At 66.0% G+C, this 12,170-nt stretch carries 9 protein-coding genes; 3 read left to right on the top strand and 6 right to left on the bottom strand.

The window, feature by feature from the left end; genetic code table 11:
- The first annotated feature begins 4 nt into the window (after positions 1-4).
- Both ACVWZN_RS05405 and ACVWZN_RS05400 read left to right on the top strand, forming a co-directional pair.
- Entirely contained in the window at positions 5-3,697 is a 3,693-nt protein-coding gene (locus ACVWZN_RS05405; RefSeq protein WP_456952928.1) for an efflux RND transporter permease subunit, read from the top strand.
- On the top strand, positions 3,694-6,801 hold the full coding sequence (locus ACVWZN_RS05400) for an efflux RND transporter permease subunit (protein ID WP_456952927.1): 3,108 nt from the start codon (positions 3,694-3,696) through the stop codon (positions 6,799-6,801). Before ACVWZN_RS05405 ends, ACVWZN_RS05400 begins: the two co-directional genes overlap by 4 nt.
- A gap of 54 nt (positions 6,802-6,855) precedes the next feature.
- Here the strand turns inward: ACVWZN_RS05400 and ACVWZN_RS05395 are convergent, their stop codons facing one another.
- From ACVWZN_RS05395 to ykgO, 6 genes are all read right to left on the bottom strand, one after another.
- Positions 6,856-8,076 (bottom strand): TraB/GumN family protein, encoded by a 1,221-nt coding sequence (locus tag ACVWZN_RS05395; RefSeq protein WP_456952926.1) that lies wholly within the window; start codon positions 8,074-8,076, stop codon positions 6,856-6,858.
- A gap of 52 nt (positions 8,077-8,128) precedes the next feature.
- On the bottom strand, positions 8,129-8,677 hold the full coding sequence (locus ACVWZN_RS05390) for an N-acetyltransferase family protein (protein ID WP_456952925.1): 549 nt from the start codon (positions 8,675-8,677) through the stop codon (positions 8,129-8,131).
- A 1-nt stretch (position 8,678) separates the two neighbouring features.
- Complete coding sequence (locus tag ACVWZN_RS05385; RefSeq protein ID WP_456952924.1) at positions 8,679-9,569, bottom strand: carbon-nitrogen hydrolase; 891 nt, start codon at positions 9,567-9,569, stop codon at positions 8,679-8,681.
- The gene (locus tag ACVWZN_RS05380; protein WP_456952923.1) at positions 9,569-10,600 is read right to left on the bottom strand and encodes an agmatine deiminase family protein; all 1,032 of its coding nucleotides are present in this window, start codon (positions 10,598-10,600) and stop codon (positions 9,569-9,571) included. The genes ACVWZN_RS05385 and ACVWZN_RS05380 overlap by 1 nt, the downstream gene beginning before the upstream one ends.
- Before the next feature lie 11 nt (positions 10,601-10,611).
- Positions 10,612-10,935, bottom strand: a complete 324-nt coding sequence (locus tag ACVWZN_RS05375; RefSeq protein WP_456952922.1) for a hypothetical protein — start codon at positions 10,933-10,935, stop codon at positions 10,612-10,614.
- Positions 10,936-11,111: 176 nt separating this feature from the next.
- A complete protein-coding gene (gene ykgO, locus ACVWZN_RS05370; RefSeq protein WP_010342887.1) occupies positions 11,112-11,237 on the bottom strand; it encodes a type B 50S ribosomal protein L36 in 126 nt (41 codons plus the stop codon).
- Between the two features lie 228 nt (positions 11,238-11,465).
- Between ykgO and cmk the strand changes: the two genes are divergently transcribed.
- Positions 11,466-12,137 (top strand): (d)CMP kinase, encoded by a 672-nt coding sequence (cmk, locus tag ACVWZN_RS05365; protein WP_456954719.1) that lies wholly within the window; start codon positions 11,466-11,468, stop codon positions 12,135-12,137.
- Positions 12,138-12,170 lie beyond the last annotated feature (33 nt).

The following is a 12,170-nucleotide window of genomic DNA, read 5'->3' as shown; positions in this document are numbered from 1 at the left end:
GCCCATGTCCGAGCCTGTGCATTCGCCGCCGAACGACGCCCCGTCGAAGGGCGGCATCGTCGAGTTCGCGGTACGTCGTCGCGTCACCGTCTTCATGGCGATGATCACGTTCGTGCTGTTCGGCCTGATCGCGCTGCACGACCTCAAGGTCAACCTGCTGCCCGACCTGAGCTATCCGACGCTCACCGTCCGCACCGAATACGAAGGTGCCGCGCCGGCGGAAGTCGAGACGCTGATCTCCGAGCCGGTCGAGGAAGCGCTCGGCGTGGTCAAGAACCTGCGCAAGCTGCGCAGCGTGTCGCGCACCGGGCAGAGCGACATCGTGCTCGAGTTCGCGTGGGGCACGGACATGGACCAGGCCAGCCTGGAGGTGCGCGACAAGATCGAGACGCTGCAGCTCCCGCTGGAAGCCAAGCCGCCGGTGCTGCTGCGCTTCAATCCGTCGACCGAGCCGGTGATGCGCCTCGCCCTGACGGCGAAGAATCCGGCTGAAGGCGACTCCGTGCGCCGGCTCACCGAGCTGCGCCGTTACGCCGACGAAGACCTGAAGAAGAAACTCGAACCCGTCGACGGCGTGGCCGCGGTGAAGGTCGGCGGCGGTCTGGAAGACGAGATCCAGGTCGACATCGACCAGCAGAAGCTCGCGCAGCTCGGGCTGTCGATCGACACGGTCATCCAGCGCCTCGGCCAGGAGAACGTCAACGTCTCCGGCGGTCGCCTGGAAGAAGGCACGCAGCGCTACCTCGTGCGCACGGTCAACCAGTTCCAGACGGTCGACGAGATCCGCGACATGCTGGTCACGACGGCATCCGCCGGCGGTGGCGCGGCGCAGTCCGCGGCCGAGCAGATGGCGCGCGTTGCTGCGGCCACGGGCGATGCGAATGCGATGGCGGCCGCGGCTTCGGTGCAGAACGCATCGTCGTCTTCGTCCGTTGCAGCGGGCGGCATGCCTGTGCGGCTGAAGGACATCGCGACCGTTCGACAGGGCTACAAGGAACGCGAGTCGGTGATCCGCCTCGGCGGGCGCGAAGCCGTGGAACTCGCGGTCTACAAGGAAGGCGATGCGAACACTGTTTCGACGGCCGACGCCATCGAAAAGAAGCTCAAGGAAATCCGCGAACACATGCCGTCCGACGTCGAACTGACGACGATCGACGACCAGTCGCAGTTCATCCGCAGCGCGATTTCCAGCGTCAAGGAAGACGCGGTGATCGGTGGCGTGCTCGCGGTGCTGATCATCTTCCTGTTCCTGCGCGACGGCTGGAGCACCTTCGTGGTCGCGCTGTCGTTGCCGGTGTCGATCATCACCACGTTCTTCTTCATGGGCCGCTTCGGGCTCAGCCTCAACGTGATGTCGCTGGGTGGTCTCGCGCTCGCGACCGGCCTCGTCGTCGACGACTCGATCGTCGTGCTCGAAAGCATCGCGAAGGCGCGCGAACGCGGGCTCAGCGTGTTGCAGTCGGCGATCGAAGGCACGCGCGAAGTGAGCATGGCGGTGGTCGCGTCGACGCTGACCACGATCTCCGTGTTCCTGCCGCTCGTGTTCGTGCAGGGCATCGCGGGCCAGCTATTCCGTGATCAGGCGCTGACGGTCGCCGTGGCGATCGCGATCTCGCTGGTCGTCTCGATGACGCTGATCCCCATGCTCAGCGCGCTGAAGGCCCGTGCGAGCGAACTCGATGACGTCGAGCCGCCGCCGGAGCACACCGCCGACGTTGTGCTGTTCCGCGAAACGCTCGCGATGCCGTGGCGTCGTGCGTCGAACCGTTTCGTCGGCGCGCTGCTGACGGCGATCGCGCTACCGGTGACGCTGATTCTCGGCACGTATCGCGTGATCCGCAGTCGTCCGAATCTCTATCGCTGGCCGTTGGGCTCAAAGATGCGCAGCGCCGCGGCGATCCCGCTGTGGGTGCTGTTGCTCCCGGTGCGTCTTGTCGCGCTGCCATTCTGGATGCTCGGCGTGATCATCCGGTCGCTCGCGGGTCCGCTGTTCTTCGGGACGTCGTTTGCGGGCATCCGCACCGCGCGACTCGTCGGCCGTGGTGTCGTCGGGCCGGTGATGTACACGGCGAGCGATGCGGCGATGTCGGTGTACGAACGCGCCGAGCGTCGCTACATCCGCATGCTGCCCGCCGCGCTGGAACGCCCGGTGCTCGTGCTCGGCTTCGCGGCCGTCGCGTTCGGGCTGACGCTCGCCGCGGTGCCGATGCTGGGTGCGGACTTGATCCCGCAGCTCGCGCAGGACCGCTTCGAGATGACGGTCAAGATGCCGCCGGGCACGCCGTTGCGCGAGACCGACGCCATCGTGCGCCGCCTGCAGCAGGAGCACGAGAAGGACGCTGGCATCCGTTCGCTGTTCGGCGTTAGCGGCAGCGGTACCCGCCTGGACGCGAACCCGACCGAGAGCGGCGAGAACATCGGCAAGATCACCGTGGTGATGGCCGATGGCGGAAGCCGCGAAGTCGAAACCGCGGAGACCGAGAAGTTGCGTGCGTCGATCGCGGGTACTGCGCAGGCACAGGTCGACTTCCGTCGCCCGCAGCTCTTCAGCTTCTCCGCACCGCTGGAAATCGAACTGCGTGGCAATGATCTCGATAGCCTGCGTGGCGCGGGCGATCGGCTCACCAAGCTGCTGCGCGCGAACCCGCACTACGCCGACGTGAAGTCGACGGTGGAGCAGGGCTTCCCCGAAGTGCAGATCCGCTTCGACCAGGAACGCGCCGCCGCGCTCGGCCTGACCACGCGACAGATCGCCGATGCAGTGGTCAAGAAGGTGCGCGGTGACGTCGCCACTCGCTACAGCTTCCGCGATCGCAAGATCGACGTGCTCGTGCGTGCGAGCGAGAACGATCGTGCGTCGGTCGATAGCATCCGTCACCTGATCGTTAATCCGGGCAACGGCCGCGCGCCGGTGACGCTGGAATCGGTCGCGGACGTCGTGTCAACCACCGGGCCGAGCGAGATCCATCGCGCGGACCAGGTGCGCGTCGCGATCGTGTCGTCGAACCTGCGCGGCATCGATCTCGGTGCGGCGATCAAGGAAGTCGACGACCTCGTCGCGGCGAACCCGCTGGGCACCGACATCTCGATGCACATCGGCGGGCAGGGCGAGGAGCTCGGTGAATCGGTGCGCTCGTTGCTGTTCGCGTTCGGCCTCGCGATCTTCCTCGTCTACCTCGTCATGGCGTCGCAGTTCGAATCGCTGCTGCACCCGTTCGTGATTCTTTTCACCATTCCGCTGGCGATGGTCGGCGCGGTCGGCGCATTGCTGCTCACGCGTTCGCCGGTGTCTGTGGTGGTGTTCATCGGCCTGATCCTGCTGGTCGGCCTGGTGGTGAAGAACGCGATCATCCTGATCGACAAGGTCAACCAGTTGCGCGAAACCGGCGTTCCCAAGCGTGAGGCGCTGGTCGAAGGCGCGCGTTCACGACTGCGCCCGATCGCGATGACCACGCTCTGCACGCTGTTCGGCTTCCTGCCGTTGGCGCTCGCATTCGGCGAAGGCGCGGAAGTGCGCTCGCCGATGGCGATCACGGTGATGGGCGGGCTGCTGGTGTCAACGCTACTGACGCTGGTGGTGATCCCGGTGGTTTACGACCTGCTGGACCGTCGTGCCGACGAGCATTACGTACGTCGTGCACGCCGTGTCGCCGAGCGCGATGCAGGCATCGACGACGCCGAGGTGCAGCCGGCATGAGCAGCGTCGCCGAACTGAGCATCCGCCGGCCGGTCACGGCGATCATGTTCTTCGTTTCGCTGTTCGTGATCGGCCTGATCGCGGCGGTGCGCCTGCCGCTGGAAGCGTTTCCCGAGGTCACGTTCCCCGGCATCTTCATCGAGATGCCGTATGCGGGTTCGACGCCGGAAGAGGTCGAGCGCACCGTGCTGCGCCCGACCGAAGAAGCGGTGTCGACGCTCACCGGCGTCAAGCGCATGGAGTCGAACGCGCGCTCGGAAGGCGCGAGCGTCGCCGTGTTCTTCTCCGACTGGAGCCGCGATGTTTCGATCGCGGCATCCGAAGCGCGCGAACGCATCGACGCCATCCGCGACCAACTGCCTGACGACCTCAAGCGCTACAGCGTCAACAAGTTCTCGACGTCCGACCAGGCGGTGCTGCAGATCCGCCTCGCGGGCTCGCGGGACCTCACCGGCGCGTACGACCTGATCGAGCGCGAGTTCAAGCGTCGACTCGAGCGCATTCCGGGCGTGGCGCGCGTCGATGTGTCTGGCGCGGCGCCGAACGAAGTCGAGATCGCCATCGATCCCGATGCGCTCACTGCACGTGGCGTCGTGCTCAACGACCTGACCACGCGACTGCAGACTGCAAACTTCTCGGTCTCGGGCGGCGAGATCAACGATGAAGGTCGGCGCGTTCGCGTGCAGCCTGTCGGTGAACTGCAGGATCTCGATCAGCTGCGCCAGCTGGTGATCGACCGCAACGGCACGCGTCTGGGCGACATCGCGGAAGTGCGGCTGAAGCCTGCGCGCATGGACTACGGGCGCCGTCTGGACGGGCGTCCCGCGGTCGGCCTCGACATCTTCAAGGAGCGCAGCGCCAACCTCGTCGATGTGTCGAGCCGCGCGCTGAAGGAAGTCGAGGAGATCCGCAAGGATCCGATCCTGCGCGACGTGCAGGTCAAGATCATCAACAACCAAGGCGAGAACGTCACCAATTCGCTGACGGAACTCGCCGAAGCCGGCGCGATCGGCCTGCTGCTCTCGATTGCCGTGCTGTTCTTCTTCCTGCGTCACTGGGCATCGACAGCCATGGTGACGCTGGCGATCCCGATCTGCTTCGTGATGACGCTGGGCTTCATGTACTTCGCCGGCGTCACGCTCAACATCCTGTCGATGATGGGCCTGCTGCTCGCGATCGGCATGCTGGTCGACAACGCGGTCGTCGTCGTCGAGAGCATCTACCAGGAACGCGAAAAGATGCCGGGCAGCCCGGTGCGCGCGTCGATCGTTGGCACCAAGCATGTGGCGATCGCGCTGTCGGCCGGCACGCTCTGCCACTGCATCGTGTTCCTGCCGAACCTGTTCGGTGAGCGCAACTTCCTCAGCATCTACCTCTCGCAGATCGCGATCACGATCTCGGTGTCGCTGCTGGCGTCGTGGCTGGTTGCGGTCAGCCTGATCCCGATGCTGTCGGCGCGCATGAAGACGCCGCCGGCCGTACGCAGCGAGAACGGCATCATCCCGCGCCTGCAGCGTCGCTACGCCAAGGTGCTGCGTTGGACGCTCGACCATCGCGGCGCCAGCGTGACCGGCATCCTGCTCATCGTCGTGATCAGCATCGTTCCGATGATGCTGACCAAGAAGAACATGTTCGGCGGCGATGAAGGCAAGGAAGTCAACATCAACTACCAGTGGAAGGGCGCGTACACCAAGGAGCAGATGTCCGACGAGCTGACGCGCATCGAGCACTTCGTCGACGGGCATCGCAAGGATTACGGCGTCACCCAGATCTACTCGTATTACAGCGAGCAGGGCGGTGCGATGACGCGCCTGACGGTCGACACCAAGCAAGTGCCGAACCTCAAGCAGTTCATCGAGAAGCTGCGCAAGGAGTTGCCGAAGTCGGCTCGTGCCGAGCTCAACATCGGTAACAACGGTGGCAACAACGGTGGCGGGCCGGGGCAGAAGGTGCAGGTGCAGCTGGTCGGCGATTCGACGCAGACGCTGGAGGATCTCGGCGCAGACATCGTGCCCATCCTCGCCAAGCGCCCGGAACTGCGCGATGTGCATGTCGATACCGGCGACAAGAACAGCGAGCTTGCCGTTCGCGTCGATCGCGAGCGTGCCGCGTCGTTCGGCTTCACCGCGCAGCAGGTCTCGCAGTTCGTCGGCCTTGCGCTTCGCGGCGCGCCGCTACGCGAGTTCCGTCGCGGCGATACCGAAGTGCCGGTGTGGGTGCGGTTCGCCGGTGCGGAGACATTCGGCGTCAACGACATCGCGGGCTTCACCGTGCGCTCGCCGGATGGACGCGCGGTACCGCTGCTCGCGATGGTCGATGTGAGCGTGCGTCCCTCCGCAAGTCAGATCCAGCGCACCAATCGCCAGACCACGATCACCATTCAGGCGAGCTTGGCGGACAAGGTCGAGCCGGACAAGGCGAAGAAGGCGATGGAGGACACGCTCAAGAGCGTGCAGTTCCCGCCGGGCTACACGTACAGCTTCGACGGCAGCGCGTTCGAGGACGACGACGAAGCGACGTCGCAGATGATGCTCAACCTCGCGCTCGCACTAGTGATGATCTACGTGGTGATGGCGGCCGTGTTCGAGTCGCTGCTGTTCCCGTCGGCCATCATGTCCGGGGTGCTGTTCTCGGTGTTCGGCGTGTTCTGGCTGTTCTGGCTGACCGGTACCGAGTTCAACATCATGGCCTTCATCGGCATCCTGGTTCTGATGGGCGTGGTGGTGAACAACGGCATCGTCATGATCGAACACATCAACAACCTGCGCCGCCGGGGCCTGTCACGCACGGATGCGCTGGTGGAAGGCAGTCGCGAACGCCTGCGTCCCATCCTGATGACGATGGGCACGGCGATCCTCGCAATGGTGCCGATCGGTGTCGGTCATACGCAGATGGCCGGCGACGGCCCGCCGTACTACCCGATGGCGCGTGCGATCGCCGGTGGCCTCGCGTTCTCGACGATCGTCAGCCTGCTGTTCCTGCCGACGATCTATTCGATCCTCGACGACCTCCGCAATGCGACGGCGCGTCGTTGGCGCGAGGCACGCGGCAAGCCCGCGTCACCGGTGGCAGGCGCGACGGTCGCCGCGATGCTGGTGGACTGATCACGAAAAAGGGGCCGCAAGGCCCCTTCTTCGTTACGCCGGATCGATGTCGGGTCAGTGGCTGAGGTGGCCGACGATCCGCGCGATCGCGATCCATTCGCCGGCCATCGTGCCGAAGTTGGTCAGGATGAAAACCAGCAAGGTGCGTGCAACGCGGTTGCGATACCAGCCGCCCAGCGTGCGAACGTCTTCGCGTAGCGAGATGAAGTCGGCATAGGTCGGCTTGCGCAGGCGCGCCTCGACCAGTGCGCTCACCGCGCCCGCAGGAATGGCCGGACGGAACGGCTTGAAGGGTGCGACCAGCGCGCCGGCGAGGATGCTGAGCGGATGGCCGCCCGCGAGCAGCGCGCCGAGTCCGGCCAGCAGCGTCGTCGCGACGAACCACTGCACCAGCACGCCGGACGCCTTCGCCATGCCGCCGCTGTGGAAGCCCCACGCGACGCCGCCGATCAGCAGCGCGACGATAAGCAGCGTGAACCACGGAATCTTGCGCTTCTTGGTGGTGGTCTCGAGCGACGCGCGAACGTCGGCGGGATCGGCCGTCTGCGACGCGAGTTCCTTCGACAGCCCCGCGAGGTGCCCGGCACCGACGACCGCGAGCACATTGGTCGGGCGAACGTCCGCATCCGCCGTCGCGCGCAGCCCGGCCGCCATGTAGCGGTCGCGCTCGGCGATGACGGTCTCGTACAGTTGCGGGCTGTGGCTCGCGAACTCGGCGAAGCTCGATTCGAGCATGTCGCCTTCTTTCAGTTTCTCGATCTCGTCCTCGGGCACTTCATCGCTGGCCACCAGTGACATCGCCAAGCCGCTGCCGAGCTTGATGCGCTGCCACCAGCCGAGGCTTGCGGCCGCGCGACGGAACGTCAGGCCGACGTCGCGATCGATCAGCGACACCGGCACGCCGCGGTCGCGTGCGTCGAGCACCGCCTGCTTGAGTTCCGCGCCGGGTTCGATGCCGAGTTGTTCGGCAAGGCGGCGCTGGTACGCGGCGAGCGCGAGGTTGGCGGCGAACATCGCCGTGCGACCGGTGCGGATCACTTCGACGAGGTCGAGCTTCGCCATCGCATCGGGCTCCACCAGCGCCTGCATACGCCCGCTGTCGAGCTCGACCGCGACATGGTCGTACTCGCCGGTCGCGATCGCGTCGCGCACGGCGTCGACGCTCGCGCGCGAGACGTGTGCGGTGCCCAGCAACGTGTAGCGCACGCCGTCGCGTTCGACGATGGCGTGGGGTTGCGTGGCGAGCGCGTCGGGCAGGGCGTCGGTGGGATCCATGGGGCCTCTAAAACGTCGGCGCCCGATGGCGCCGTGCGAGCAGGGTAGGGAGTCAGCGACGGTCGGGCAACGGCGGCGACTCGGGGTCGCTGCGATCGCCAGCACCGAGCGCGCGTAGCATCTGCACGCTCTCGAGCCAGCGCCCGTGCTTTCGGCCGATGCCGGCGAATCGTCCGGCTACGTGAAAGCCGAGCCGCTCATGCAATGCGATCGACGCCGTGTTCGCGCCGTCGCCGATCACCGCGATCATCTGTCGATAGCCGAGCGCCGTGCAGTCGTCGATCAACGTCGTGAGCAGGGCGCGGCCGATACCCGCGCCACGCGCCGAGTCGTCGATATAGACGCTGTCTTCGACCGTCCAACGGTAGCCCTCGCGCCCGCGATACGCGCTGGCGTATGCATAACCGACGATGCGGCCATCGATCTCCGCGACGCGGTAGGGATAGCCCGCGTCGACGACGGCGCGGACACGCGTCGCGAACTCGTCAATCGGCGGCACGACGTATTCGTACGTCGCCGTGCCGTGCTCGACTTCGTGCGCGTAGATGCGATAGACCGCTTCGAGATCCGTCTCGCGGACGGGACGGATCACGGGCGCCATGTCAGTCGCGATAGCGCTTGAGCAGGTCGCCGTATGCGTCGATACGACGGTCGCGCAGGAACGGCCAGATGCGGCGCACGTCTTCGCTGCGGCGCAGGTCGACCTCCGCCATCAGCACTTCCGGTGTGTCGATCGATGCTTCGGCGAGGAACTCGCCCTGCGGCCCGAGCACGTGGCTCGAACCCCAGAAATCGATCCCGCTGCGACCAACCGGCGACGGCTCGTGGCCAACACGATTGCACGACAGCACAGGCAGTCCGTTCGCCACCGCATGCCCGCGATGCGACAGGATCCACGCACCGCGCTGGCGATCCTTCTCGTCCTGCTCGTCATTCGGATCCCAGCCGATCGCCGTCGGATACAGCAGCATTTCGGCACCGGCCAGCGCCATAAGTCGCGCACCTTCCGGGTACCACTGATCCCAACAAACCATCACGCCAAGACGGCCGACCGACGTATCGATCGGATGGAAGCCGATGTCACCGGGCGTGAAGTAGAACTTCTCGTTGAAACCCGGATCGTCCGGAATGTGCATCTTGCGGTACTTGCCCGCGAGCGAGCCGTCCGCGTCGAGCACCACGGCGGTGTTGTGATACAGGCCGGGGCCGCGGCGCTCGAACAGCGAGCCAACGATCACGACGCCGTGCTTCTTCGCGAGTGCGGACAGGCGTTCCGTCGTCGGGCCGGGAATGGATTCCGCGGTCTCGAACTCGTCGACGCACTGGTGCTGGCAGAAGTACGCGCCGTTGTGCAGTTCCTGCAGCAGCACGAGCTTCGCACCGTTGCCGGCGGCTTCGCCGATGCGGCGCTCGATCACATCGAGATTCGCTTGCGCGTCGCCCTGATTTTTCTCCTGCACCAGCGCAACCGGCAGGACCTTCTTCTTCGACATCAGACCACTCCTTCCGGCAGCTGCATGGTGATGCAGTGCAGGCTGCCGTTCTGCCAGATCAGCGGACGGCACGGGACCATCACGATCTCGCGGCCCGGGAACGCTTCGCGCAACACGGCCTGCGCACGCGCATCGGCGTCGTCGCCGTAAGACGGTGCGAGTACCGCGCCGTTGACGATCAGGAAATTCGCGTAGCTTGCCGCGAGGCGACGCCCGTCATCTACGATCGGCTTCGCCCACGGCAACTCGAACAGTCGATACGGTCGACCGTCCTTCGTGCGCAGCGCGGCGAGTTCATCCGCCATCGCACGCAGGTGCGGGTAATGCGAATCCGACGGGTCGTCGCAACCCTGGAACACGATCGAATCGACCGACGCGAAGCGCGCGAGCGTATCGATGTGCGCGTCCGTGTCGTCGCCTTCGAGGTAGCCGTGGTCGAGCCACAGCACCCGATCCTGCGCGAGCCAATCCGCGAGCTTCGTCGACAGCTCCTCGCGCGACGCGTCGGGGTGGCGATGGTTGAGGCACTGCCACGTCGTCAGCAGCGTGCCGTCGCCGTCGGTGTCGATTGCGCCGCCTTCCAGTGCGAATGGAATCGACGTGCGCTCGGCGCGTGTGAACAGACCGCCGCGTTCGAGCGATTCGACCAGCGCATCATCGCGGCTGGCTTCGAACTTGCCGCCCCAGCCGGTGAAACGGAAATCGAGCAGACGGAAACCGTCGCGACCGCGTAGCGTGATCGGGCCCGAATCGCGCAGCCAGGTGTCGTCGTATTCGTTGCGCACGAAGCGCACGCGCGAAAGATCCACGCCCGCGCCTTCGAGCAGCGCGCGGGCATGCGATTCCAGCGCGTCGTCCGCGACGCAGACGATCGCGCGTTCGAAGCGAACGATCGCCGCGACGAGCGCGACGTAGGTCGTCTCGACGTCGGCGAGGCGTTCGGCCCAATCCGTTTCAGCGTGCGGCCACGCGATAAGGACGGCGGACTGCGGCTCCCATTCGGCCGGGAGCCGGAGATCGGTTTCGGTCATCGAAAATCCTGTCAGCGGATCGCCGGCTTCGGGCCGATCTCTTCGGCGTCGACCTTGTTGGCGACGGCGTCGATCACGCGGCCGTGTTCGAAGTAGACGGTGAAGGCGGGGTACACCCAGCGCTGGATCGCCGGCCACTGGCGCTTCTGGCCGCCGGCGGGATCGAGGCGCTGGCTCGGGGCGCCGTAGTGCTTCTCGACATCCGCGACGCGCATGCCGCGCGCGGGCAGGGCGCCGCTTTCCTGCTTCACGCGATCAATGAGCAGGGTTTCGGCATGGACGCTGCCGGCGAACAGCAGGGCGAGGGCGGTGACGGCCAGAACGGTGCGAACCATGGTGTCTTCCTCGGGCGGCGCCCGGAGCGGGATGAAGCGGCGATTGTATGCAGCGGCCGCATTGTCCGAAGCGCCGTTGAGGCGAACGGTGAAGGCGGCACTCCGGAACGCACGTCCCAGAACGCGAAAAGCCGCCTTGCGGCGGCTTCTCGGCGAACCGGCAAGGTGCCGCGCGATTAGCGCTGACGAGCCTTGAAACGCGGGTTCGACTTGCAGATCACGAAGACCTTGCCGCGGCGGCGGACGACCTTGCAGTCACGGTGACGGGCCTTCGCCGACTTCAGGGAGGACAGGACCTTCATGAGAGAAACCTCGGCAAAAAAGAAAGAAGACGGGCAAACGAAGCCGCGCATTATAGCGGGCTAACATTTTGAAAAACAATGGGATGTTGCGATGGCGTGATCAGGCCGCGTCGGCGCCTCGACGCCAGTTCGTCGGCAGGCGCGGCCGAGCCCTCGAACTTGGCGCCGATCGGGCCCGGCACCACATCCGTCATGGGCATTTTCGCGCTAAACGGCGAGAATGGCGACATGGATCCCACCGCTCCCGTGCTCACCATCGACGGCCCTTCCGGTTCCGGCAAGGGCACCATCAGCCGCCTCGTCGCCCAGAGCCTGGGCTGGCATTACCTCGACTCGGGCGCGCTTTACCGCGCCGTGGGCGTCTCGGCAGGCTGGAACGACCTTGACCTCAGCGACCCCGGTGCGCTGGTGCGCTGCTGCTTCGACAGCCACATCGAGTTCGTCGAGGTGGCCGGCCAGGAGCTGCGCATCCTCGTGAACGGCCGCGACGCCACGGACGAGATCCGGACCGAGACCGCCGGCGCCGCCGCTTCGGCGATCGCCGCGATTCCGGAGGTCCGAACCGCGCTCAAGGAGCGCCAGCGCGTCTTCCGCCAGCAACCGGGCCTGGTGGCCGACGGCCGCGACATGGGCACGGTCATCTTCCCCGACGCGGCGACCAAGGTCTTCCTGACGGCCAGCGCCGAGGAACGGGCCGAACGGCGCTATAAACAGTTGAAGGAAAAGGGAGTTTCCGTTAACTTGGGCGATCTGCTGCGGGAGATTCTTGCCCGCGACGCCCGCGATGCTTCACGCGCGGTGGCGCCATTGCGGCCGGCCGACGACGCCGTCTGCATCGACACCACCGGCACCGGCATCGAGGCGGTGGTCGAACGCGTGCTGTCCCTGGTCCAGCGGTAACGCTCGCGATTCCGTCCGGAATCGTTCCGAACC

The sequence above is a fragment of the Lysobacter sp. HA35 genome, assembly GCF_054061195.1.
This window is presented reverse-complemented; position numbering and strand designations above follow the sequence as displayed.